Below are 23,775 nucleotides of genomic sequence, written 5' to 3'. Positions count from 1 at the left end.
CGATCAAGACAGAATCCTGCCCACAGATCAAAAAAAGGGCGCCCTGAGGCGCCCTTTCTCGTTAGCTTGGCGAATCGGAATTAATCGCGGCTGGCACGCTTACGTTCGTTTTCGGTCAGAGCACGCTTGCGAATACGCAGGTGGTTCGGCGTCACTTCAACCAGCTCGTCGTCACTGATAAATTCCAGTGACTGCTCCAGGGTCATCTTGATCGGCGTAACCAGGGTCAGCGCTTCATCGGTACCGGAAGCACGAACGTTGGTCAGCTGCTTGCCCTTGATGCAGTTAACGGTCAGGTCGTTGGCACGGCTGTGAATACCAATCACCATACCTTCGTATACTTCGGTGGCATGATCGATAAACAGACGGCCACGTTCCTGGATGTTGAACAGCGAGTAGGCAGATGCCTTGCCCTTGGCGTTGGAAATCAGTACGCCGTTGGTACGAGCACCGATAGTACCGCCTTTATGAGGACCGTAATGATCGAAGCTGTGGTTCATCAGACCGGAGCCAGAAGTCAGCGTCATGAACTCGGTCTGGAAGCCGATCAGACCACGGGCCGGGATAATAAAGTCGATACGTACACGGCCTTTGCCATCTGGCACCATGTCGGTCATTTCGCCTTTACGCTCACCCAGCTTCTCCATGATGGAGCCCTGGTGCTCTTCTTCCACGTCGACGGTCAAGTTCTCGAACGGTTCCATCTTGACGCCATCTTCTGTTTTCAAGATAACTTCCGGACGAGATACCGCCAGCTCGTAACCTTCACGACGCATGTTTTCGATCAGGATGCCCAGGTGCAGTTCACCACGGCCCGATACGCGGAATTTGTCCGGATCGACGCCTTGTTCTACACGCAATGCCACGTTGTGCACCAGCTCGGACGTCAGACGTTCCATGATGTTACGAGAAGTAACATACTTGCCGTCCTGACCGGCAAACGGTGAGTTGTTGACCTGGAAGGTCATGGTCACGGTAGGCTCATCTACAGACAATGGCGGCAGCGCTTCTACTGAACCTTGTGCACAGATGGTGTCGGAGATTTTCAGCTCGCCCAGGCCGGTCACGGCCACGATGTCACCGGCGTTACCTTCGGTGGCTTCGGTGCGCTGCAGGCCAAGATAGCCCATTACCATGCCCACTTTACCGTTACGGGTGCTGCCATCGGCGCCCACTACGGTCACCTGCTGGTTAACGCGAACGGTACCGCGCTTGATACGGCCGATGCCGATAACACCGACATAAGAGGAGTAATCCAGCTGGGAGATCTGCATCTGCAGCGGACCGTCCAGATCGGCGTCGGGTACCGGTACCTGATCGACGATAGTCTGGAACAGCGCAGTCATGTCTGGCTCTGGTGCATCCACATCCAGGGAGGCCCAGCCGTTGATGCCGGAAGCATAAATCACCTGGAAGTCCAGCTGGTCGTCGGTCGCACCCAGGTTATCGAACAAATCAAAAATCTGGTCCAGTACCCAGTCAGGACGCGCGCCTGGCTTGTCGACCTTGTTGATGATAACGATAGGCTTCAGGCCTTGGGCAAACGCTTTTTGGGTTACAAAACGCGTTTGTGGCATAGGGCCTTCCTGGGCATCAACCAGCAGCAATACCGAGTCAACCATGGACATAACACGTTCCACTTCACCACCGAAGTCGGCGTGTCCTGGGGTGTCTACGATGTTGATGCGGTATTCTTGTGCGTCCGGAGAAGTCCAGCGAATAGCGGTGTTCTTGGCAAGAATGGTAATGCCGCGCTCCCGCTCTATGTCGTTGGAATCCATGACTCGCTCTTCCGCTTCGCCACGGCTTTCCAGGGTGCCGGACTGTTGCAGCAGCTTGTCCACCAGGGTGGTCTTGCCATGGTCAACGTGAGCGATGATTGCGATATTACGTAAGTTTTCTAACATTCCTGCCTCAAAATACCGGGGGTGGATAAAAAATCGTCGGTCATTTTACTCGGCCACTGCGGATCTACCTAGAAGTATTGAAAATAACTGCAGGCTAGCTTTCCAAGTGGCCCCTAATGCACCATGATGATCTTGCGTCACAGCCAAACGCACCAAAAGGATCCACAATTGCACCAATACAGTGCAAGAAATCGTTCCTGGCGCTCGAACATCAGAGTAAACCATCATGACGTCAGGCGTTTGACAAAGTGGCACAGTTTTCGCTTGCTTTGATTATGCCGTAAGTTGTGCTTTAAGTTTTGTTTAGTTTAATAGCTGGCAACTGATGAATGGGTTGGTTCAACCCTCATCAATCATAAGATGATTATTTTTGGAGGTCGAAATCCATGTCAATAGACAACGTAATGGACATGATAAAGGAACACGATGTCAAATTCATCGATCTGCGCTTTACCGACATCAAAGGTAAAGAGCAGCATATCAGCATTCCAGTCAATCAGATAAACGACGACTTCTTTGAAGAAGGCAAAATGTTCGATGGCTCCTCCATGACCGCCTGGAAGACCATTCACGAGTCTGACATGGTGCTGATGCCGGATCCGACCTCTGCCGTGCTGGACCCTTTTACCGAAGACTCGACCCTCAATATTCGCTGTGACGTGCTCGAGCCCAACACCATGCAGGGCTACGATCGTGACCCGCGTTCCATTGCCCGTCGTGCCGAAGAATACCTGGTTTCTACCGGCATTGCCGACACAGTACTGATTGGCCCGGAACCCGAATTTTTCATGTTCGACGATGTGCGCTTTCATACCGACATGGCCGGCAGCTTCTTCAAAATCGATGATGCCGAAGCCAAATGGAATTCTGGTCGTGAATATACCGATGGTAACAAGGGCCACAGACCCGGCGTGAAAGGCGGCTACTTCCCGGTTGCCCCTATCGATTCGTCACAAGACATTCGTGCCGCCATGTGTCTGGTAATGGAAGAAATGGGTCTGGTGGTTGAAGCTCATCACCACGAGGTGGCGACCGCAGGCCAGAATGAAATTGCCTGTAAGTTCAACACTCTAACCCTGAAAGCCGATGAGATCCAGATCTACAAATATGTAGTGCACAACGTGGCCCACGCCTTCAACAAGACCGCGACCTTCATGCCCAAGCCATTGGTCGGTGACAACGGTTCCGGCATGCACGTGCACCAGTCTCTGGCCAAGAACGGCGAAAACCTGTTCGCCGGCGACCTGTACGGCGGCCTGTCCGAAATCGCCCTGTTCTACATTGGCGGTATCATCAAGCACGCCCGCGCGCTCAACGCCATTACCAACCCGGCAACCAACTCCTACAAGCGTCTGGTGCCCGGCTTTGAAGCGCCGGTCATGCTGGCCTACTCGGCCCGTAACCGCTCGGCGTCCATCCGGATTCCATTGGTCGGCTCGCCCAAGGCCCGCCGCATCGAGACCCGCTTCCCGGATCCGGCTGCCAACCCGTACCTGTGCTTCGCGGCCCTGCTGATGGCCGGCCTGGACGGTATTCAGAACAAGATCCACCCGGGCGATGCCATGGACAAGGATTTGTACGATCTGCCGCCAGAAGAAGCCGCCGAGATCCCGACCGTGGCCGTGTCTCTGGATAACGCCCTGGATTGCCTGAATGAAGACCGTGAGTTCCTGACCCGCGGTGGCGTGTTCAGCGACGAGTTCATCGACGCTTATATCAAATACAAGCGCGTTGAAACCGAGACCATCAACATGGCGACCCACCCGCTGGAATACGACCTGTACTACTCCGTTTAAGCTTTAAGCGATAAGCTGGAAAGTGAAAGGGCCCGGGAAACCGGGCCTTTTTTTGTTTGTATCTGGGGTGAAAGGTACATTAATCATCTGAACAGGGTTTTGGCCTTCTCCCCAGAGGCAACCTTGTTGCCTCAAGACACCCCCTCATCCAGAACTACCCCAGAATCTCGTGTCGGGTGGACGGAAACAGATTGAGCACCTTGTGTACCAGGTAGACGCAACACAGGGTGATGACAATGGCGAAGGTCATCGAGCTCATGCGATACAGGGCGCTGTATACCAGGTCATGCTCCGGCGATACATACTGGCCGAACAAAATGCCTACCGTGGTCAGGCCGGCAAAGCCCACCCCGGGCATGCCTTCCTTCACATGCAAGCGCGCAAACACCATGACACACAGCCAGAATGACAGCGTCAGCAACAGCAGGTTGTGATAATAGCTGTATAAAAACAGCTGGGTCAGCAACCCCAGGGCACAGCCAAGCAGGGTGCCCATGCAGCGCTGGCGGCCCGATTGCACCGCTCCCACAAAGCTCATGGGAAACAGCACCAGCACGGTGGCCACCTGAGCCGAGAGTGAATCCACCAGATCCAGGGTTTGAAACACCGTAAAACTCAAGGTCGCGACTATGGCCCCCAACAATGCCTGATGGCGAATGATATTATCATTCTTGGCAGGCATGGCCCGAGCCACTGTTGGCTCTTGGTTGGGCAGCAAAGCATAGGCAATATACGCCAATGCCACCGACAGCACAGAGGCGGTGATATTACTGATGGCCATATCCGTCAGGTCAAAATGTGCATAGCTGGAAAAGTGCAGCATGATGCTCAAACTCACGCAACCCGAGGCACCAAACAACATGAGCGGCCCTTTGGCCATCAACATGAAACGGCCCAAAAACAGACAAAACACGATCACGGTAAAGGCAGGAGGCCAGTTATGCAGCAACCCCGGCAATACCATGATCTCCAGTGAGGTAACCAACGCAGAGCCGATAAACTGCATGGCAACAAAACGATTCAGCACCGGCATCATGCCCAGTAACAGCATGGGATAGACGGTAAAAAACACGCCGAAGTTCCAGTTCATCACCTTGTTTATCAACAAGCCGGCGGCACTGGCGAAGGCAATACGCAAACAAATGCGCAATTTATCCTGAGTTAATTCCATATCTTGCTCCCCGCTCGGCGTTTAATACAAATAACGCAGCAAGCTCACCACTCGTGCCTGCATCACGGCAAGACCATAAAAAACAGGATTATCAATCGGATATAGCTGCACTGTGGCTTTGGCCCCGGTGGCCAGCAACGGCCATTCTTCATCCAGTGCAATGTGCGTACGCAGACGCTGGGCATCGCGCACCCAGCGATCCGAATTGACGGGTTGTGCCAGCAAACCGTCGGCCGCCTGCTGCCCTTCCCTTACCCCGCTGTCGATACTGGTCACGTGGCCTTCAAATACCTGGCCGGGCAAGGCATCGAATACAATGTCTACCGGAGTGCCGGTTTGCACATGGCGCAGGCTTTTTTCCCGCAAATCTGCACTCACCCAGGCCTGGTCGGAAATCAGCGCCATCAGTGGCTGCCCCGCATTGGCATGCTGCCCCTGGCGTAACTGCAAATTACCAATACGCCCACGGCTTTCGGCATGCACCTTGGTGCGATCCAACTCAAGGCGTGCCTGCTCAAGCGCCACCTCTGCCTGCTCTACCGCAAGACCCGACGCCATTAACGACTGTTCAAGCTCTTGACGCTTGGCTTGCGCCACCGCACTGGCTTCTCGGGCCAGGCTCACCCTGGTATTGGCCTGTTCCAGCTGTTGCTGGGACATATGGCCCTGGCGGTGCAGGCGCGCGATACGTGCCGCCTCCCGGGCTTGCTCGTTCGCCTGCAGTTCGGTTTTGTGCAGCTCGGCTTTTATTTCCGCCATGCTGGACTGCGCTCTTTTCTGATCGGTGCCAGCCTGCTCCAGAGCCAGTTCGGCACGCTTCGCCGCCAGTTGATAATCACTGTCGTCCAGCTCAAATAGCAGCTGCCCCGGCTCTACCCGTTCATTGTTGGTCACATGCACCCGGCTCACCTGCCCGGACACTCGTGGCGAAACGGGCACCACATAGCGTTGGATACGGGCTTCCGTCGTCATCGGCATGTAGTTATCGGCAATCACAAAATAAGTAAAAAGCAGAAAAAAGGCGCTGAGTGCTACTTTTACCCAGCGACTGAAACTCTGTTCTGGCGTCATTGGTACCTCAATGGAGATGATTATTTATGTTCGCAAAGTCGGTGCAGGTTTTGGCTGATGTGCTCTGCCACCCGTTTGAATTCATTAATTTCCTGTTCGCTCAATCCCGCCAGTACCTGCTCGCGGGTGTTGTCCAGCACCGCATCCATTTCGGACATCAAGGGGCGAACATTCGGCGTCAGATGAACCGTTTTGCCACGTCGATCATTGGCACAGGGGCGACGTTCAACCAGCCCCAGCTGTTCCAGTCCATCCAGGGTGCGCACCAGAGACGGGCTCTCTACGCCAATCTGTCGCGCCAGCTGATGTTGCAGCATGCCATCTTGATATTTTAGATGAGTGAGCGCGATCCAGCGGCTTTGCGTCAGGTTCAGTGGCTTGAGCCGTTCATCATTGATCCATCGCCACTGTCGAACCAGACAGGATAAGGTCATTCCCAGCGTATTCATGGCCACCTCCCAAATTAGTTAGCTAGCTAATTATATTCCTGCTATCTATATCAGACAATATTTTTACTCTGTGTGCGAAAACGGCAAATTTTTTGCATAGTCTTTTAACAGGCTATGGACACCCATTCGGGTCAGCCCTGCCGTTTGAGGGGAAGCGCCACCAATACGGCCACCTTAAAACAGAATCTATGCACTACAATGGTGCAAATGCAGTGTTAAAACATAGGTAAGGTATGGGATCTCAAGCAAATGCAGCGGCGATTATCGATAACTTGCTCACGGCAGTGCTGGTGGTAGACGCCAAGCTGCAGGTGCATTTTGCCAACAATGCCGCCGAGCAGTTGTTACCGCTCAGCAAACGCCGCCTGCAAGCCACGCCGGTGAACCTGGCGGACGAAGATATCTCACTCGATATGAACCGCATCAGGCGCTGTATTGATACCGAGCAAGGCTTTACCGACAGTGAAGTGCAGCTGATGATCGATGGCATACCGCGCTGGGTTGAAGTGAACGTCACCCCCATCACCCTGCCTTTGCCCGGGGTTGAGTCGAATCATATGCAGGCACTCATTGAGCTGAGGTTGATCGATCAGCAAAAAAAAATCAGCCAGGAACTGCAACAACGCACGCAACAGCAGGCGGCGCGAGAACTGGTTCGCGGCCTGGCCCACGAAATAAAAAATCCGCTGGGGGGCCTGCGCGGTGCCGCCCAGTTACTGGAACGCGAACTGCCCCGCCCGGAGCTAAAAGAGTTTACCCAGTTGATTATTGCGCAGGCGGATCGCCTGCGTAATCTGGTGGACCGGCTGCTGGGCCCGCAACGCCTGGGAGAACGCCGAGTCACCAATCTGCATTCGGTACTGGAACAGGTACGCCAACTGGTGGCGATGGACATTCCGTCGGGTATTCGTCTGGATAGGGATTACGACCCCAGTATTCCCGACCTGGAGATGGATCCGGAACAACTGCAGCAAGCGATACTCAATATCGTGCGCAATGCCACCGAAGTCCTGCAGGAACATGGCCATATACTGATGAAAACCCGTACCGCCTTTCAGGTGATGCTGCATGGTCATCGTTATCGACTGGCCGCCGAAATACGCATTATCGACAACGGCCCCGGCATTCCCGAATCGCTGCGCGACACCCTGTTTTATCCCATGGTAACGGGCCGGGACGGCGGTACCGGCCTGGGGCTGTCTATCGCCCAGGATCTGATTCATCAACATCAGGGCCGCATCGAAATCCAGAGCTGCCCCGGGCGCACCGAATTTATTATCTATCTGCCGTTACGGCGCTAGGGTCTGTTGACCTTTCGCAGAGGAGAATCTTATGAGCGAACAAGTATGGGTAGTGGATGACGACAGCTCCATTCGCTGGGTACTGGAACGGGCTCTGGCTCAGGCCGGCTTCGACTGTAAAAGCTTTGCCGACGCCGAGAGCCTGCTGGCCGCCTTGCCGCAAGGCCAGCCCAGAGCCGTGGTCTCCGATATTCGCATGGGCGGTATGGATGGCCTGACCTTGCTGGGCGCCATTCATGAACAGATACCCAAGTTACCTGTCATCATCATGACCGCGCATTCGGATCTGGACAGCGCGGTAAATGCCTATCAGCATGGTGCCTTTGAATATCTGCCCAAACCCTTTGATATCGACGACGCCGTGGCTCTGGTGCAAAGAGCCGTGGCACATTTTGCAGAAACCAGACCCAACATAAAAAGTATTGACGCGACCCTGGTCACGGCGCCGGAAATCATCGGCGAAGCCCCCGCCATGCAGGAAGTATTTCGGGCCATCGGCCGCCTCGCCCGCTCTTCAATCTCGGTGCTGATTAACGGCCAGAGTGGCACAGGTAAAGAACTGGTTGCTCAGGCACTGCACAAACACAGCCCCCGCGCCAGCAGCCCCTTTATTGCCCTCAATATGGCGGCCATCCCCAAGGATCTTATTGAATCTGAATTATTTGGTCACGAAAAAGGCGCCTTTACCGGTGCCAACAGCATTCGCCAGGGCCGGTTTGAACAGGCCAACGGCGGCACTCTTTTTCTGGACGAAATAGGCGACATGCCATTGGACATCCAGACCCGCTTGTTAAGAGTGTTGTCCGATGGCCAGTTTTATCGCGTGGGTGGGCACCAGCCCCTCAAGGTGGATGTGCGCATTATTGCCGCCACCCATCAGGATCTGGAGCTTAAAGTCGCCAATGGCGATTTCAGGGAAGATTTGTTTCATCGGCTGAATGTGATCCGGATTTTAATGCCGGCCTTAAAGGACAGACGCGAAGACATACCCAAGCTAACCCGCCATTTTCTGGCTCAGGCTGCAAAAGAGCTGCGGGTAGAAGCCAAGAGTCTGCATGCAGACGCCGAGCACTATCTGCAATCTTTGCCGTGGCCCGGTAATGTACGCCAACTGGAAAATGTCTGTCGCTGGCTTACCGTGATGGCGTCGGGCCAGCAGATACTGATCGCCGACTTGCCACCGGAGCTCGCGCCCACAGCGCGCACGGCGGAACACACCGCCGATAAGCAAGACTGGCGTCAGGTATTAACACGCTGGGCTCAGCAAGAATTGGCAAACGGCCGACAAGACTTGCTGGCCGATATAGTGCCCGAAGTGGAGCAGATCCTGCTCGACTGCGCCATGACCCACAGTCATGGGCACAAACAGGAAGCAGCCAGGCTGCTGGGCTGGGGCCGTAATACCCTGACGCGCAAACTCAAGGACATTCAGGAAAAACAAGGCGCCAAGCCGTAGGCTAAGCGCTGTCCGATGGGCTTGTATCGGTATGATTTTGCTATTATCTGTAACCTGAAGCTGACGGCTTCTTACCATTTCGATAATCAGGAGCACACCACAATGCCAGATCCCAGTTTGCCCCTACTCGATCTGCATCGTCATCTGGACGGCAATATTCGCCCCGCCACCATACTGGCATTGGGCCAGCGCTTTAATATGATGTTGCCCGCCACCAACCTGAAGGCACTACGCCCTTATGTTCAGGTGCAGGATAATGCACCGGATCTGGTGTCGTTTCTCGCCAAGCTGGATTGGGGCGTCAAGGTGCTGGGTAACTACGATGCCTGCCGCCAGGTGGCGTATGAGAATGTAGAGGATTTGCAGGCCGCCGGTATCGACTATGCCGAGCTGCGCTTTAGCCCCGGCTACATGGCCATGAACCACCAGCTGGATCCGCAAGGCGTGGTAGAAGCGGTATTGGATGGGGTGGCCGCGGGCAGCCGTGATTTTGCCATTCCGGTGAAATTGATTGGCATTATGAGCCGCACCTTTGGTCAAACCGCCTGTGAGCAGGAGCTGAATGCCTGTCTGACTTACAAAGACCGGCTGGTGGGCATGGATCTGGCCGGAGACGAGCTGGGGTTTCCCGGAGAATTATTTACCGCACACTTCAGGCGGGTACGGGATGCGGGATTGCGCATTACCGTGCATGCCGGAGAAGCCGCCGGCAGCGCCAGCATCTGGCAGGCCATTAAAGAGCTGGGGGCCGAGCGCATCGGTCACGGGGTGAAGGCGGTACAGGACGAAGCGCTGCTCGACTATCTGGCCGAGCAGCGCATCGGCATTGAGTCTTGCCTTACTTCCAATCTGCAAACCAGCACGGTCACCGACTTGAGCCAACACCCGATACACACCTTTCTGGCCCGAGATATTGCGGTGTGCCTGAATACCGACGATCCGGCAGTGCAAGGCATAGAGCTGCGCCACGAATACACCCATGCCGCCCGGGCAGCCGGCTTGACCCCGGCCCAGCTCCGTCAATGTCAGGCAAACGCCCTGGAAATGGCCTTTATCAACGCCGAAGAGAAGGCAGCCCTGCTGCTGGCCAGCGCCGAGCGAGAGTAACAATTATGGGGACTGGGGACTGGGGACTGAGAAGAATAAAATCCCTAATCCCTAATCCCTAATCCCCGCAGTTAATCAGATCACTCTCGAGAACTGCTGCATGCGGGCCTGGCGGCGCAGATGCACGTCGAAACACATGCAGATATTGCGGATCAGCAGCTCGCCCTTGGCGGCCACCTTGATACCACTGTCGCCGAGCGTCACCAGTTCGTCGTCGATAAAGGTTTGCAGCAGCTTGAGATCCTCGGCAAAGTAATCGGCAAATTTAATGCCGTATTGCTGCTCCAGCGGTGCAAAATCGAGCTCGAAGTTACAAATAAGGGTCTTGATCAGATCGCGACGCAGGCAGTCATCCTGATCCAGGGCATAGCCCACGGTTTGTGCATGACCCAGGGTATCCAGCTGACCGTAATACTGCTTCAGGTCTTTATGATTTTGCGAATAGGCATCACCAATCATGCTGATGGCCGACACCCCCAACCCCAGCAAATCGCAATCACCCTGGGTGGTATACCCCTGAAAATTACGATGCAGCTCGCCCTCACGCTGGGCGACCGCCAGACTGTCATCGGGCAGCGCAAAGTGGTCCATGCCAATAAACTGATACCCCTCTCCCGTAAGGTAGCGAATGGTTTGCTCGAGCATCAGCAGCTTGTTGGCAGGGGTTGGCATATCCGCTTCGTTCAGCTTGCGCTGTGCGGCAAATCGACTCGGCAAGTGCGCGTAATTAAATACCGACAGTCTTGCCGGCTTCAGCGCCACGATTTCCTGCAAGGTGTATTGGAAGCTTTCCGGGGTTTGCAGCGGCAGGCCGTATATCAAGTCCAGATTGGTGGAGCGAAAGCCCAGCTCGGCGGCGCGACGAACCAAGGCCTTGATAAAGTCATTGTCCTGATCGCGGTTCACCATTTGCTGTACGGCTTTATTGAAATCCTGCACCCCTAAACTGATGCGATTGAAGCCGACGTCTTTCAGCACATTTAATAGACTCAGCTCGATTTTTCGTGGGTCTATTTCTATGCTGTATTCGCCTTGCTCGGCAAAATTGAAATGCTGGCGCAACAGGCTGTTTAAACGGCGAATTTGGGGTTCGGTCAGGAAAGTCGGCGTGCCACCGCCCCAGTGCAACTGGGTCACGGTACGCTGGGCAAACAGCGGTGCCAGGCGAATGATTTCCCGCTCCAGAAAATCGAGATAGATATCCGCCTTGCTCTGGTGGCGAGTGATCACCTTGTTACAACCGCAGTAGTAACAGAGCTTGTGACAGAAAGGGATGTGCACATACAGCGACAGCGGTCGGTCGGGATAGCGCTCTGCGGCGGCTTCCAGCTGGGGCATGCCAAAGGCATCGTTAAACTCAAGCGCAGTGGGGTAAGAAGTATAACGGGGCCCCGAATAGTTATACTTCTCGATTAACCCTTGGTCCCATACTGTTTGTACTGACATACCCTCTCCTCGGCTTAGCGAGTGGGCAGCTCCAAACTGGCCAGTCGCGTGACCTCTGTTTTGATTTGTGCTTCCAGTTCTTGTTCAAAACCGGCTCTTTGTAGATCCATGCGCATGATTTCATTGCGCTTGTATTGTTTGCGCGCATCGTGGGTAGGCATGTCTTTGACTTTGTCATACAGGCCGTACAAGCCCGGATAATCGGCAGCAAAGTTCTGTGGCTGAGCAAATTGCAGCGCATTCAACAGGTTGGTCAGGCGAATGGCACCTTCCGACAGGTTGCATTGATCTTCACGCATCGCCATGGCGATGGTGTTGATGCTTTCCAGAATACGCAGATTGCGTTGGTTCACAGCCCGTTGTTGCTGCTGATTCTGCACTTTGAGCTGCGCCAGCAGTTTACCCGCATACACCGCCAGTCCCACTATGATAAGGCCGCCCACCAGGGCAGCCAGTAACCAGGGAGAGATCATGACTTATCTTCCTTATCCTCATATTGCGCAGGATCAAGTTCTGCATCCATAAACCGCGTCCACAGATCGTCACCTTCTACCGGCTCGTCGTCTTCATCTTCCAGCAGGCCCAGCTTTTCCAGCAATTGCTGATGGCGCGCCAGGGTTTTATCCAGCCAGGCGGCATCGTTCTTGCCCAGTTTTTCGCCTGCATCAACTTTGTCCAACAGGGTATTGAGCCGATCGTTATTTTCCAGCTGCTCCAGCTCTTGCTCGGCAGTCAACTCCGGGGCGTCAGGCATCTTGGGAGCTTTTTCGGCAACCGGTTTTTCCGTTACCACCTTCTTGGCAGGCTTGCTGCTTTTTTCGGCCTTGCCCGACTCAGACACCAGAGCAATCGGCTTTTTCGAGCCCAGTCGCGGATCTTGAGCTGATTTGGATCCGTTATTGTGCTGATGCTGTTCGCCACTGTTCTGCCGAGAACCGGCAGCCAGCCCCTTGCGTTTCGCCTTGCGCTTTCTATCCTTGATCTGCTCGGCAGTTTCCCGATTATCCTTGCGGGCTCCGATTTGACCCGGGCTACGGGTCTTTTTCATGCGTGTCATAGTGACTCCGGTATTTGCAGAAGTATTACATCGGTACCGATAAATTCGATGCCGAGCCCGTCCCGTGCCGCCAGCCAGAGAAAGGTTTCCCGGCTAAAGAAGCTGACATGAGTCGGATCCTGTTTGTAATGCCAGTTGGCAAACGCCTCCTGGCTCAAGGCCAGCTTGGTCATAATGCCCAGCCAGCCACCTGGCCGCAGCAACGACAGCAATTGCTGCCATTCTCTGCCTGGCCGATAAAAATGTTCTATCGCTTCGCTGCAGCACACAAAGTCGTATTGCCGCTGTAATCGAGCCGGATAGTGCGCATAGTAAGGATCATAGGTGGTGGTGGCAAAGCCTGCTTCATTAAACATGGCAGCCAGAGCCGGGCCCGGGCCACAGCCAAAATCCAATCCTTCACTGCCCGCGGGCAAACGCGCCATCAGCGGGTCGGCCAAACGCGCCAAAAATCGACGATAGCCAGGGTCGTCCGTCTGATTCTGGTGCAAATCATATTCTGCCTTCTCTTGTTCTGCACTCAACCGATAATGAGGGTCGACAAAAATCAGCTTGCACGAGGCACAACGTTGATAGTGACGTCGTTTGTCCTGCCAAAACAGAGGGGTGTCAGAATGGTTACAGAGAGGGCAATGCAGGTCGTGCAGCTGGGCAGACATGGGAAAACCAGAAAAAGCAGGGGGCACAAGCCCCCAAGGTGATAATATTAACGCAGACCGGCAACGTACTGAGACAGTACTTCGATATCCTGGTCGGTTAACTTGGCCGCTATGCTGCGCATCATGCCGTTGGGATCGTTGTTACGCTCTCCGCTACGGAACATGTTCAGCTGCGTGGCAATGTAGCTGGGATACTGGCCAGCCAGGCTTGGGAACTTGGCAGATTCCAGACCTTCACCACGAGGGCCGTGACAGGCGATACAAGCGGTAATGCCACGCTCGATGTCGCCGCCCTGATACAAGGCGGCGCCTTGCTCAACCACGTCTTCGGGGGTAGCAACCGGAACTATGGCCTGGCTGGCAAAATAAGCAGATAAATCAGCCATATCCTGTTCAGACAAAGGCATGGCCATGCCCCCCATGATGGCGTTGGCACGACCTTCTCCACCGGTAGCGGCCGCCTTGAACTCGGCTAACTGCTTGGCAAGATAAGAGGCGTGCTGGCCGGCCAGTTTAGGGTACATGTCGGTTGGGCTGTTGCCATCGGGACCATGGCACGCCACGCAAGTAGCGGACTTGGCCTTACCTGCTTCTGCGTCGCCCTGGGCTTGGGCAACACCAACCACTCCGAGCATTAAGGCTAGTGTGATAACAATTTTTTTCATGACGTTGCGACTTCTCGTTGTAAGAGCTTCCAGATCACATACCTTCAAGGGCATGTTACAATGCGATTCAAAAAACGACACCATTCTACAATTATTTTGCAAGAAAGTAAGCAAAGCGGGTCGAGAACTCAGGGGAATTCATATTGAATAACAAACAGATAAACTTTAACAGCGCCCGCTTTATTACCAGCGCGCCCGATATTAACCAAATGCCGGAAGACACTGGCGTAGAAATAGCGTTTGCCGGCCGGTCAAATGCCGGTAAATCATCTGCTTTAAACACGATAACTCAGCAGAAAAATCTGGCACGAACCAGTAAAACACCGGGTCGTACCCAGCTGATTAACGTGTTCGAACTCAGCCCGGGCAAGCGCCTGGTCGATTTACCGGGTTATGGCTATGCCAAAGTACCCGAAGAAATGAAGCTGAAATGGCAGGCGGCGCTGTCGGTATACTTGCAAAAACGCGAAAGCCTGAAGGGTCTGGTGGTATTGATGGATATTCGCCACCCCCTGAAAGACATCGATCAGCAACTGCTGCAGTGGGCAAGCGAAAGTCAGCTGCCGGTGCTGGCGCTGCTGACCAAATGCGACAAGCTCAAGCCAGGCCCACGCAAGTCGGAAGTATTGCGGGTGCGTGAGCTGGTCACCGTCTTCGGTGGCGATATTCGGGTTGAATCGTTCAGCTCACTCAAGGGTCTGGGCCTGGATCAGGCCAAAGAGGTGCTGAACGAGTGGTTGCTGCAAGAAGATGACGTCATAGCCTCCGACGACGGTGAGTCCGCCTGATGCGCCTTGACCGTTTTCTGTCCGAAAGCACCGGTCTTTCTCGCTCTGTGGTCAAAAAATCACTGCATCGCGGTGACGTGACCGTGGATGGTGTGGTCGTTAAAAAAAGCGATCAGCAAATCGACGGCCAGGAAGTGCGCCTCGAAGGTCGCCTGTTGGCCACGCCTGCCGATCGCTATTTATTGCTGCACAAGCCTGCCGGTTATATCAGTGCCACCCAGGATGAAGTGCATCCCTGCGTGCTGCAATTATTACCGCCAGAGCTGTGCCGGGGCCTGCAATGTGCCGGTCGGCTCGACGTAGACACGACCGGTTTGTTGCTGCTGACCGACGACGGTCAATGGTCGCATCGCTTGCGCTCGCCCAAAAAGGCCTGCAACAAGGTCTATAGAGTCGACCTGGCAGAGCCGCTGGCCGATGATGTTGCGGCACGTTTCGCCGAAGGCGTACTGTTGCATGGTGAAGACAAAGCCACCCTGCCCGCCAAACTGGAAATCATCACCCCTACCCGCGTGTTGCTGACCATACAGGAAGGCAAATATCATCAGGTAAAACGGATGTTCGCCGCCGTAGGCAATCATGTCACCGCCCTGCATCGACTGCAGGTGGGCAGCATAGTGCTGGACGACAGCCTGGCGGAAGGCGAGTGGCGTCATCTCAGCGCCAAAGAAGTCGCCTCCATCTAACAGCTGCGCTCAGTCGTCAAAAACAGCACCACACACAAGATAACCGAATCTTAGGGGCTGTTTTTTTAACGCTGAGCGCTTTCTTCAGCCGCGGGCACATCCAGCCAGAAGCAGGTGCCCTGTCCGGGGGCGGATTCAAACCCGACACTGCCCTGCATCCGCTCTATCAGGTCTTTGGTAATGGCCAGCCCCAACCCGGTGCCACCTTTCTGACGGGTATCCGAGCTATCGGCCTGGGCAAACTTTTCAAAAATACGTGGCCGAAAATCCATGGGGATCCCTTCCCCCTGATCCTGAACCCGCACTCGCAGCTGCTTGCCATCCACTCGCTCAATGGTAAGGGTGACCTTCCCTTGAGCTGGAGAATACTTGATGGCATTGGCCTGCAGGTTAGACAGCGCCTGAATGAACCTGTCTTTGTCGGTCAGCACCATTTCCCTGGCTGGCTTGGTAATCAGTTCCAGTTGCACCCCTCTTCCTTTACCCAAAGGTCGATTCATGGCGATGGCCTCCCGCACCAGTTCGTGCAGGTCGTGAGCCCGGATGTCGAAGTGTGTTTTACCGGCAGCCAGCTTTTCAATATCGAGCAAGTCGTTGATCAGCAAATTCAAGCGTTTGCTGTTGTGATAGGCCACCTCAATCAACTGCTCTGCCTTGTGGGGCAGCTTCCCCAGCACTCCCTGCTCCAGCAGCCCCAGCGAGCCGGTAATCGAGGTCAAGGGCGTGCGCAATTCATGGCTGACCGTGGCCACGAATTCCTTTTGCATCCGCTCGACCTTCTTTAGTTCGGAAATATCTTCCACCAGAGACCACAGCAAAGCGCGGCCATTGGCATCTTTAATCAGCATGCCTTGCTGGCGAACCGGAAACCGGGAACCGTCCCGGCGCAGATATTCTTTTTCATAAGGCGCATAACGGCCATGGCGCTGCACTTCTTCCAGCGCCAGCTGGTCTTGATACTGATATTGCCCGGGCGTCAGGGCGCGATAATCCATCGTCAGCAGCTGCTCCTTATCAAAGCCGGTGGCATCCAGCAGTGCCTGGTTAACATCGATAAAATCGCCGCTGTAAAAATCATTCAAGGCAATACCGATTGAAGACAATTCAAACAAACTGCGCAGCCGCTGTTCGCTGGCAGCCAGCGCCAGTTCTGCCTCCTTTTCGCTTTGTATATCCACCAGATAGCCATGCCAGATGGTACTGCCATCTTCCAGTCGTTCGGGGTGTGCCCGCCCTTCTACCCAGCGTAATGAGCCATCGGCCTGCAGTACCCGATATTGGGCATACCAGGTATCGAGCTGTTCTTCAGAAGCGTGAACAGACTCGATGACCTGCGGTAAATCCGGCGGATATACTTGATCGAACACCACGCTGGCATCTTGCTGCACCCTCTGAGGCGTGACGCGATAAATGAGCTTGATACCGTTGCTGCTGTAAGGAAAGCAGCTGTGGCCATCTGGCCAGCGCCGATACTGATATAGCATGCCGGGCATTTGGTCGAGCAGCTTGTTAAGGCGCTCCTGATGTATCTTGTTGTTCAGCAACTCGCCAAGCCAATGCGCCAGCAACCCCAAAAACATCCGATCGGTATCATCAAACGGCTCGGTTCTGACCGCAACAGAAGAAAAATTAAGCGTGCCAAACAGCTGGCCACCCACTTCCAGTCGAATGGCGATATAGCTCTCCAACCCCATCTGCCGGTAGCAGTCCGTCTGCTGAAAAGGCGAGCCCCCCATGTGGGAAATAGCCAGAATCCCGGTTTGCTGCAACAGCAATTGACAGTAGGTATTCGCCACCACAAAGCGTGTTCCGGGGCTGATATCGACCGCGGGGGGCGCAGCCACCCAGCGAACCGCATACACATCGCCGATGATTTCACTGACAATGCCGATGTCCAGCCGCAGATACTCGCAGCTCAATACCAAAGCCTGCTGTATTTGTTCATCCAGCGTTCCGCTCAGCTCAAACGCCAGGCGATTGAGCAAGGACAGGGCCCGATTTCGACGCTCCAGCTGTTCCAGCGCCACCCGTTCGGCCGTGATATTGATGTGAGTGCCATACATGGTCATGGGCCGACCATCTTCGCTGCGGCCGAGCAGACAGCCTCGAGAATGTATCCATACCCAGTGGCCAGCCTGGTGGCGCATTCGATACCGGTACTCGTAGGCCGGCTCCTTGCCCGCAAGGTGATCTTCCAGCAAGATATAAGACGCCGCCAAATCATCCGGGTGCACAAGCTGCTTCCAGGTATCTATCGTCAGCGGGGCCAGCTCTTGCAACCGATAACCCAGCATCTCGGCCCAGGGTTCGTTGAATTCGCAGACTCCTGTTTGCATATTCCACTGCCAGGTACCAACTCCCGCCCCTTCTATAATCAGTTGGGCCCGGGATTCGCTGGCCTCCAGCGTATGGCGCAATTCGACCAGCTGCCGCTGATTAATCTGCTCTTCTACGCAATCGGCCAATTTACGTAACAATGCCACGTCCTGGTCAGTAAAATGGCGAACCTGACTGTCTATGATGCATAAGGTACCGATACGATAGCCCGCCGTCGTGCACAGCGGCGCCCCAGCATAAAAACGAATATGAGGCGCTTGCAGCACCAGGGGGTTATCGAAAAATCGCGGGTCTTCAAGGGCATTTTCCACCACCAGAACTTCCTGGTTCAAAATGGCATGGCCGCAGAATGAAATGTCTCGCCCCGTTTCGCTGGCATCCAGCCCTTGGGACGACTTGAACCATTGCCGTCGACTGTCGATAAGCGACACCAGGGCAATATCGACGCCAAAACTTTGCTGGGCGATGTTCGTCAGGCGATCCAGTTGAGGGTCGGGAGCGCTGTCCAGCAACCCCGTCTTCAATAAGGCGTGCAACCGTTGCCATTCATTGGCCGGTATCAATGGCGTTATCATTATTGATGCTCTCCTTATCGATGTTCGGGTCACTGCTACCGTTTGGCACCAGTGGCAGCTCTAACCACAGGTGGGCTCCCCCGCTGTTGTAAAAGCCAATATGCCCCTGCATCAGGATGGCCAGCTCTTTACAGATAGTCAGCCCCAGCCCAGTGCCTTTGCTGGCACGCATGGTGCCGTGTTCGGCCTGGGCAAAACGCTCAAACAGCAGCCCCTTGAAGTGATCGGGTATACCGGCTCCCTGATCGCTGACCGTAATGCGCAGCCTTTCTGCCTCGATGCATTCGGCTCTGATGGTAACCCACCCTTTTGCCGGAGAAAACTTGATGGCATTGCTGATGAGATTATCCAGTATTTGTCGCAATCGCAGCGGATCCACACAGGCAGTCAGTGCGGTTTCCATCTGACAGCGCAACTGCACCTGATAGCTGTCGGCCATGGGCTGATTGCCAAGCACCGCATCATCCACCAGCTCGGATAGATTGCACAATACGGGGGACAGCTCCATTTTACCGGCACTCAGCTTATTAAAATCAAGCAGGTCATTAATAATCATCTGTAGCAGTTCACCATTGCGCAGAGCAAGTGAAATCAGTTCACTGGCTTTATCCGGCAAGGTGCCCACCACACCAGATTGAACCAGCTTAAGCGCCCCGTTAATGGAGGTTAGCGGGGTACGCAGCTCGTGACTGATCACAGCCACAAAATCATTCTTCACTTCACTGAGGGCCTTGCGCTCTGCGGTTAACCGATTAAAGGCCCGGGCCAGTCGCGCCACTTCGCTCACCCCGGTTTCGCTCAGCGGCTGATTATCATTCGTATGCCTGATCATGGTGCGAATTTGGCGCGTCATGGTCTCAAGGGGCCGCATCGCGCTCCAGACCAGCCAGAACGCCGCAAGTGCCAACACCAACCCAATCAACATACTGATGCCGGCAAAACGCAGAAAGAAGGATCTGGCTGGTGCTATGGCCTGCTCATGGGGGACGGCACGCACAAAAACCCAGTCCAGTTGATCAAGATAGGTGGTGGCAAACACCCATTTCTGCTGGTGATTTTTCGTTACCCCCACATAGAGTCCGGATAAGGCGGCATCCACCAGCGGATCCTCCAACGGCGGCGGCAGTGGCTGCAATTCGCTTTCAAGCTGGGTGCCGTTATAGACATAGACCTGATTCTTGGTGTCGATAATCTTGAACTCGACGCCATCGCGCAGCGCACTCGCCAGGCGCCGCCGGGGCAAGATAGAGGTTTTAGCCAGATTAATAACACCGCTCAAGATACCCAGCAGGTCACCCTCATCGGACATGATGGGGCTCAAGAAAGAAATCAGGGGGGCGCCAGTCGTACGCCCGATAATAGGATGACTGATCACGGGTTGCCGGGTGGTCATTAACTGCTTGAAATGGGCTCGATCAGCATAATTGGTACCCAAGCGATTGGGAATGAACGTACTTTCGGCAATCGCGGTGCCTGTGCTGTCCATTACCACCAGGCCACCCGGAAAGTATGACTTTAAATGTGTCTGGCGTTCCAGCTGCGTTGTCAGCGCCGTCACAGAAGACAAATTCAGGCCATTGGATAACTGGGGCGTCACGCTGGTCAAGGCATTCATGCGCAGCGCCAGCGTATGCTCTACCTGCTCTGCGGCACGAGCCGTTTCTTCTATCTGCCGCTGGCGGAGCTGGTTTTCAAAATCCTCCACCAGAATATGATAGGCGGTGACCAGCACCGCGATAACGGTACAAAAAGCAGCAGCTAAAACAATCAGGGCAATACGCCCTTTTAGCGATAAACGCATTCCGTCTCTTCCTTGTGATGGCACTCGGCAACAGATACTGTGTTGTTGGCAGTGCTAAAGCGTCAATCAAGTGTCATACGAAACTTATCAGCTTATACTGACGTCAGTTAGTTAGCTTGCCCAAACGACTCGAGATTAACTGACCCGGAGGATCGAATGACATCTAAAGAAGCCGCCCTGGATAATCGACTCGCCTTGCTGAAAGTGCGGTTTATCGAGAGAACCACCACACAATTGGCAGCCATGCTGGAGCAGATTGCAGACTGGCAAGAGGGTGACTTTGTTTATGATGATATCAAGTCTCTTTACCAGCTACTGCATCGGTTGGCCGGGTCTTCGGGCACCTTTGGTTTTAATCAGCTGGGCCAGCAAGCGCGCCATCTGGAACTGACTATCAAGCCGGTGTTGAGTGATTCTGCCCACACAATGGCGCTGGCCGCGAGAGTGATTGATGCCGATTTTCTGGCTCGGCTGCACCAGTTGCCAAACTTGCTACAGGACAATACACCACAGCTTGCCGCCATTGCGCAAACACCAACATCCGTACCGCCACACAAAACTCGACTGTTAGTGATTGGCGACACACTGTCAGAGCTGGCCGCCGCCCTCGCGCCTTATGGCTTTAACATTCAATATTGCACGCAGCCTATCACAGAGTGCGAACTGTGCTGGCACCAGGCCGACATTATCATAGGCCAGGCCCGGGAATTAACCGCCATTGCCGCCTGGAACGACACACAGGCACGACGACACCAGCAACAATCGGCTCCTATACTGTGTATCGGGGTGGATGATAGCTTTGCCGCTCGCTATGCACTGGCGGCTCAAGGGGCCAATGGTTTGTTTACCCAACCGGTTGATATACCCAGACTCGCCGAGCGCATAGAACAGTTGAGCCGGGAGCAACGGGAGCTTCAGACCAGTAAGGTGCTGCTGCTTGATGACGATCGAGAGCTGGCCGAACATTATCGTCTGGTGTTGACCGCGGCGGGCAAAGAAGTAAGAGTCATGGCCCACCCAGAGGGACTGCTAGCAGCATTGGCGGAGTTTCGCCCGGATATAGTGCTGCTGGATGTACATATGCCACCCTATTCCGGCGTGACCCTGGCTCGCATGATCCGCCTGGAACCCGAATGGCTCAGCTTGCCGATTATTTATTTATCGTCGGAGCAGGACCGGGATCAGCAAATAAGCGCATTGGCTCAGGGCGCAGATGAATTCATTACCAAACCCATTTCGGATCAGCAGCTGGTTCGTACCGTGCGTACCCTGTGCTATCGGGCGCGCCAGGTAGCCAAACTGGTCTCTTGCGACGGATTAACCGGCTTGCTGAATCATTCCAACATCAAGCAGGCACTGCTTCATGAACATGTCCGAGTACAGCGTTACGGCCACAGCACGACGCTTGCCATGCTCGATCTGGACTACTTTAAACAGGTTAACGACCGTCATGGCCATGCTGCCGGCGATCAGGTGATCAAGGCCTTGGCGAATTTATTGCAACAACGGCTGCGCAATAGCGATCATTTGGGCCGCTATGGTGGAGAGGAGTTTGTGGCTATTTTGCCTGATTGCGATATAAAGCAGGCTTTTCAGATGTTTAATGCTATCTGCCATCACTTTTCTGCCCTAACCTTTAACGGTAAAGACGGCGAATTTCATGTGACCGTGAGCATAGGTCTGGCCGAACTGAATGGATTTGTACTGGCGGAACAGGCACTCCATGCAACCGACGAGGCGCTGTATCAACGCAAACATCAGGGGCGCAATGGCGTTAACTGTTATTCACCCACCGGTCACAAGGAGTAGGAGCAGGTAATGGATATATTGCTGCTGGAAGACGATCCCTTGATGGCCGAATTGGTAGAATTGGTATTGAGCGGCACCATTGCCGGCGCAAAAGTACACCACACGGCTCAGGTGTCACAAGCGAAAGCCGCCTGGAAAGCACAGCCGGCCCAGCTGGTGATCTGCGATCAACACCTACAGGATGGATCCGGCCTGGATTTGGTCAAACTGATACGCAGCGAAGACAAAACCACCCCCATAGTGATGATCAGCGCTCACTCTGACCGAGAAGCCGTGGTTAGCGCCCTGCATTACGGGATTAGTGAATTTATCGCCAAACCTTTTGACGTCATCATGCTGCAACAAAGGCTGCTCCCCATACTGCAGAGTCTGCCGAATGCCGGTACGGGCGAACCATCCAAGCCCGAACTTGAGGCCTGGCTGGCTCAGGCACTGGCTGAAAAACTGCGCATGCCATCCGAACTGTCCCCGGAAAATATTCTGCCTTTACTGGCCCAGAGTGATGAGCTTTCTTGTTCTGAGCTGGCTCGTCTGTGGCAAAAAGAAACCACCTTGTCTGCCCGATTGCTCAACGTGGCCAACAGCGCATCGCTGAAGCGCAGCGGCACCCCCCTGAGTCGGCTGGATGACGCCATCAGTACCCTGGGTATCGAGATGGCGTTGCGTATCGCCATGGCACTGGCCCTCGATATTACCGGCTCGTTAAGCGACGAGCGGCTGGTGGCGTTTGCCCTGCATCATCATTCAGCCGCAGAGCAGGTTGCCAGCATTGCGCGCGCCATGGCCATCAGTATTGGCCTGGATGGACTCAGCTGTTACACCGCTGGCTTGCTCAGTCGTGCCGGCGAGCTCTCGGTATTGCGCACCCTGCAGGATTTTATCACCCAGGGGGGAAGCCTGGACGAGTCGCAAATCACCTCACAATTAGCCGAATGGTCTCCCCGTTACGGTAATCGGCTCAAGCAGCAATGGGGCCTGCCGATACCGGTAAGAGAACTCATAGGGGCAGTTCATGTGGCGCCTAGCCATGCAACCCAGCGAAGCTTGCTGGTGATGCATCTGGCCGGATTGAGAGTGGCATCGCAATTACATACGCCCGAGGCACTGCGCATGTTGCGCCAGTCCGGACTGGATATTGATAAATGGGCGCCACAAAAAGCAGAGGACACTGCAGCCAAGGCACAGATCCTGGCTGAGGAAAATCACAATGATACAAGGAGTTAAGCATGGATCAGCCAGGTCTTTCTCGCATTTTATATGTAGAAGACGATGATGATATTCGTGAAATAGCGCAGCTGGCGCTGGAAATGGTGGGGGGCTTTAACGTGCTGTTGTGCGCGTCCGGCGAGCAGGCGCTGGAGCAGGCGGCTGCTTTTGCTCCCGATCTTATCCTGCTGGATGTCATGATGCCGGGCATGGATGGCCCTTCTACTCTGGTAGCACTGCGCCAGATACCCGCACTGGCCCATACTCCGGTCGCCTTTATGACGGCAAAAATCCAGCCTCAGGAAATTGCCGCCTATAAAGCCATGGGCGCGCTGGATGTGATTGCCAAACCCTTTGATCCCATCTTGTTGCCCGAGCAAGTCACCGCTATTTGGCAAACGAGCCACAGCCAGGTTATCAGTTAACGATCCGCAATGAACGGCTACAGCCTGTGTCAGCCGTTCGCTTGTGGCTTATCTCAACCCTGA

General features: G+C 54.6%; 20 protein-coding genes. 9 read left to right on the top strand and 11 right to left on the bottom strand.

Features of this window, described 5'->3' with window-relative positions:
* Positions 1-80: 80 nt before the first annotated feature.
* Positions 81-1,907 carry a translational GTPase TypA gene (gene typA, locus IEW52_RS08330; protein ID WP_188629607.1) on the bottom strand — a complete coding sequence of 609 codons (1,827 nt, stop codon included), beginning with the start codon at positions 1,905-1,907 and terminating at the stop codon, positions 81-83.
* Positions 1,908-2,293: 386 nt separating this feature from the next.
* Here typA and glnA point away from each other — a divergent pair, with 386 nt between their 5' ends.
* Positions 2,294-3,703: a glutamate--ammonia ligase gene (glnA, locus tag IEW52_RS08325; RefSeq protein WP_188629606.1), complete on the top strand. Its 1,410-nt coding sequence runs from the start codon at positions 2,294-2,296 to the stop codon at positions 3,701-3,703.
* A gap of 154 nt (positions 3,704-3,857) precedes the next feature.
* Here glnA and IEW52_RS08320 read toward each other — a convergent pair whose 3' ends face one another.
* The 3 genes from IEW52_RS08320 to slyA are packed head-to-tail and all read right to left on the bottom strand — an operon-like array spanning position 3,858 to position 6,394.
* Positions 3,858-4,874, bottom strand: a complete 1,017-nt coding sequence (locus IEW52_RS08320) for a DUF2955 domain-containing protein (RefSeq protein ID WP_188629605.1) — start codon at positions 4,872-4,874, stop codon at positions 3,858-3,860.
* Positions 4,875-4,895: 21 nt separating this feature from the next.
* Positions 4,896-5,945 (bottom strand): HlyD family secretion protein, encoded by a 1,050-nt coding sequence (locus IEW52_RS08315; RefSeq protein ID WP_188629604.1) that lies wholly within the window; start codon positions 5,943-5,945, stop codon positions 4,896-4,898.
* A gap of 20 nt (positions 5,946-5,965) precedes the next feature.
* The gene (slyA, locus tag IEW52_RS08310; RefSeq protein ID WP_188629603.1) at positions 5,966-6,394 is read right to left on the bottom strand and encodes a transcriptional regulator SlyA; all 429 of its coding nucleotides are present in this window, start codon (positions 6,392-6,394) and stop codon (positions 5,966-5,968) included.
* Positions 6,395-6,627: 233 nt separating this feature from the next.
* On the opposite strand from slyA, the gene glnL reads away from it, so the two are divergent.
* From glnL to add, 3 genes are all read left to right on the top strand, one after another.
* Positions 6,628-7,695 carry a nitrogen regulation protein NR(II) gene (glnL, locus tag IEW52_RS08305; RefSeq protein ID WP_188629602.1) on the top strand — a complete coding sequence of 356 codons (1,068 nt, stop codon included), beginning with the start codon at positions 6,628-6,630 and terminating at the stop codon, positions 7,693-7,695.
* Positions 7,696-7,726: 31 nt separating this feature from the next.
* The gene (gene glnG / locus IEW52_RS08300) at positions 7,727-9,151 is read left to right on the top strand and encodes a nitrogen regulation protein NR(I) (RefSeq protein WP_188629601.1); all 1,425 of its coding nucleotides are present in this window, start codon (positions 7,727-7,729) and stop codon (positions 9,149-9,151) included.
* Positions 9,152-9,253: 102 nt separating this feature from the next.
* A complete protein-coding gene (add, locus tag IEW52_RS08295) occupies positions 9,254-10,258 on the top strand; it encodes an adenosine deaminase (protein ID WP_188629600.1) in 1,005 nt (334 codons plus the stop codon).
* A 75-nt stretch (positions 10,259-10,333) separates the two neighbouring features.
* On the opposite strand, the gene hemN is transcribed toward add, so the two are convergent.
* The 5 genes from hemN to IEW52_RS08270 are packed head-to-tail and all read right to left on the bottom strand — an operon-like array spanning position 10,334 to position 14,085.
* Positions 10,334-11,704: an oxygen-independent coproporphyrinogen III oxidase gene (gene hemN / locus IEW52_RS08290; protein ID WP_188629599.1), complete on the bottom strand. Its 1,371-nt coding sequence runs from the start codon at positions 11,702-11,704 to the stop codon at positions 10,334-10,336.
* A 14-nt stretch (positions 11,705-11,718) separates the two neighbouring features.
* Complete coding sequence (locus tag IEW52_RS08285) at positions 11,719-12,177, bottom strand: DUF2489 domain-containing protein (RefSeq protein ID WP_188629598.1); 459 nt, start codon at positions 12,175-12,177, stop codon at positions 11,719-11,721.
* Positions 12,174-12,761 carry a Der GTPase-activating protein YihI gene (gene yihI, locus IEW52_RS08280; RefSeq protein ID WP_188629597.1) on the bottom strand — a complete coding sequence of 196 codons (588 nt, stop codon included), beginning with the start codon at positions 12,759-12,761 and terminating at the stop codon, positions 12,174-12,176. Before yihI ends, IEW52_RS08285 begins: the two co-directional genes overlap by 4 nt.
* Positions 12,758-13,420, bottom strand: coding sequence for a class I SAM-dependent methyltransferase (locus IEW52_RS08275; RefSeq protein WP_188629596.1), 663 nt, complete (start codon positions 13,418-13,420; stop codon positions 12,758-12,760). The genes yihI and IEW52_RS08275 overlap by 4 nt, the downstream gene beginning before the upstream one ends.
* Positions 13,421-13,467: 47 nt before the next feature.
* Positions 13,468-14,085 carry a c-type cytochrome gene (locus IEW52_RS08270; protein ID WP_188629595.1) on the bottom strand — a complete coding sequence of 206 codons (618 nt, stop codon included), beginning with the start codon at positions 14,083-14,085 and terminating at the stop codon, positions 13,468-13,470.
* 143 nt (positions 14,086-14,228) lie between these two features.
* Here IEW52_RS08270 and yihA point away from each other — a divergent pair, with 143 nt between their 5' ends.
* Entirely contained in the window at positions 14,229-14,873 is a 645-nt protein-coding gene (gene yihA / locus IEW52_RS08265) for a ribosome biogenesis GTP-binding protein YihA/YsxC (protein ID WP_188629594.1), read from the top strand.
* Positions 14,873-15,559, top strand: a complete 687-nt coding sequence (rsuA, locus tag IEW52_RS08260; protein ID WP_188629593.1) for a 16S rRNA pseudouridine(516) synthase RsuA — start codon at positions 14,873-14,875, stop codon at positions 15,557-15,559. Before yihA ends, rsuA begins: the two co-directional genes overlap by 1 nt.
* A gap of 65 nt (positions 15,560-15,624) precedes the next feature.
* On the opposite strand, the gene IEW52_RS08255 is transcribed toward rsuA, so the two are convergent.
* Both IEW52_RS08255 and IEW52_RS08250 read right to left on the bottom strand, forming a co-directional pair.
* On the bottom strand, positions 15,625-18,471 hold the full coding sequence (locus IEW52_RS08255; RefSeq protein WP_188629592.1) for a PAS domain-containing protein: 2,847 nt from the start codon (positions 18,469-18,471) through the stop codon (positions 15,625-15,627).
* Complete coding sequence (locus IEW52_RS08250; RefSeq protein ID WP_188629591.1) at positions 18,443-20,272, bottom strand: ATP-binding protein; 1,830 nt, start codon at positions 20,270-20,272, stop codon at positions 18,443-18,445. The genes IEW52_RS08255 and IEW52_RS08250 overlap by 29 nt, the downstream gene beginning before the upstream one ends.
* A gap of 156 nt (positions 20,273-20,428) precedes the next feature.
* Here IEW52_RS08250 and IEW52_RS08245 point away from each other — a divergent pair, with 156 nt between their 5' ends.
* Genes IEW52_RS08245 through IEW52_RS08235 form a run of 3 tightly spaced genes read left to right on the top strand, consistent with a single transcriptional unit; the run spans position 20,429 to position 23,712 of the window.
* Positions 20,429-22,081 carry a diguanylate cyclase gene (locus IEW52_RS08245; protein ID WP_188629590.1) on the top strand — a complete coding sequence of 551 codons (1,653 nt, stop codon included), beginning with the start codon at positions 20,429-20,431 and terminating at the stop codon, positions 22,079-22,081.
* Positions 22,082-22,090: 9 nt separating this feature from the next.
* Positions 22,091-23,305 (top strand): response regulator, encoded by a 1,215-nt coding sequence (locus tag IEW52_RS08240; protein WP_188629589.1) that lies wholly within the window; start codon positions 22,091-22,093, stop codon positions 23,303-23,305.
* A gap of 2 nt (positions 23,306-23,307) precedes the next feature.
* The gene (locus IEW52_RS08235; protein WP_188629588.1) at positions 23,308-23,712 is read left to right on the top strand and encodes a response regulator; all 405 of its coding nucleotides are present in this window, start codon (positions 23,308-23,310) and stop codon (positions 23,710-23,712) included.
* Positions 23,713-23,775 lie beyond the last annotated feature (63 nt).

The sequence above is a fragment of the Oceanisphaera marina genome, assembly GCF_014643915.1.
In the GTDB taxonomy this organism is placed as follows: Bacteria; Pseudomonadota; Gammaproteobacteria; order Enterobacterales; family Aeromonadaceae; genus Oceanimonas; species Oceanimonas marina.
The sequence above is the reverse complement of the archived record's forward strand: the minus strand, read 5'-3'. Positions and strand labels throughout refer to the sequence as shown.

Bases quoted from the DNA above. Each gene is read 5' to 3' on its own strand.
- rsuA (WP_188629593.1), top strand. From the start codon at position 14,873: ATGCGCCTTGACCGTTTTCTGTCCGAAAGCACCGGTCTTTCTCGCTCT.
- IEW52_RS08270 (WP_188629595.1), bottom strand. From the start codon at position 14,085: ATGAAAAAAATTGTTATCACACTAGCCTTAATGCTCGGAGTGGTTGGT.
- IEW52_RS08250 (WP_188629591.1), bottom strand. From the start codon at position 20,272: ATGCGTTTATCGCTAAAAGGGCGTATTGCCCTGATTGTTTTAGCTGCT.
- IEW52_RS08245 (WP_188629590.1), top strand. From the start codon at position 20,429: ATGACATCTAAAGAAGCCGCCCTGGATAATCGACTCGCCTTGCTGAAA.
- slyA (WP_188629603.1), bottom strand. From the start codon at position 6,394: ATGAATACGCTGGGAATGACCTTATCCTGTCTGGTTCGACAGTGGCGA.
- glnG (WP_188629601.1), top strand. From the start codon at position 7,727: ATGAGCGAACAAGTATGGGTAGTGGATGACGACAGCTCCATTCGCTGG.
- IEW52_RS08320 (WP_188629605.1), bottom strand. From the start codon at position 4,874: ATGGAATTAACTCAGGATAAATTGCGCATTTGTTTGCGTATTGCCTTC.
- yihI (WP_188629597.1), bottom strand. From the start codon at position 12,761: ATGACACGCATGAAAAAGACCCGTAGCCCGGGTCAAATCGGAGCCCGC.
- IEW52_RS08315 (WP_188629604.1), bottom strand. From the start codon at position 5,945: ATGACGCCAGAACAGAGTTTCAGTCGCTGGGTAAAAGTAGCACTCAGC.
- IEW52_RS08235 (WP_188629588.1), top strand. From the start codon at position 23,308: ATGGATCAGCCAGGTCTTTCTCGCATTTTATATGTAGAAGACGATGAT.
- IEW52_RS08255 (WP_188629592.1), bottom strand. From the start codon at position 18,471: ATGATAACGCCATTGATACCGGCCAATGAATGGCAACGGTTGCACGCC.
- IEW52_RS08285 (WP_188629598.1), bottom strand. From the start codon at position 12,177: ATGATCTCTCCCTGGTTACTGGCTGCCCTGGTGGGCGGCCTTATCATA.
- IEW52_RS08240 (WP_188629589.1), top strand. From the start codon at position 22,091: ATGGATATATTGCTGCTGGAAGACGATCCCTTGATGGCCGAATTGGTA.
- glnA (WP_188629606.1), top strand. From the start codon at position 2,294: ATGTCAATAGACAACGTAATGGACATGATAAAGGAACACGATGTCAAA.
- hemN (WP_188629599.1), bottom strand. From the start codon at position 11,704: ATGTCAGTACAAACAGTATGGGACCAAGGGTTAATCGAGAAGTATAAC.
- add (WP_188629600.1), top strand. From the start codon at position 9,254: ATGCCAGATCCCAGTTTGCCCCTACTCGATCTGCATCGTCATCTGGAC.
- IEW52_RS08275 (WP_188629596.1), bottom strand. From the start codon at position 13,420: ATGTCTGCCCAGCTGCACGACCTGCATTGCCCTCTCTGTAACCATTCT.
- glnL (WP_188629602.1), top strand. From the start codon at position 6,628: ATGGGATCTCAAGCAAATGCAGCGGCGATTATCGATAACTTGCTCACG.
- typA (WP_188629607.1), bottom strand. From the start codon at position 1,907: ATGTTAGAAAACTTACGTAATATCGCAATCATCGCTCACGTTGACCAT.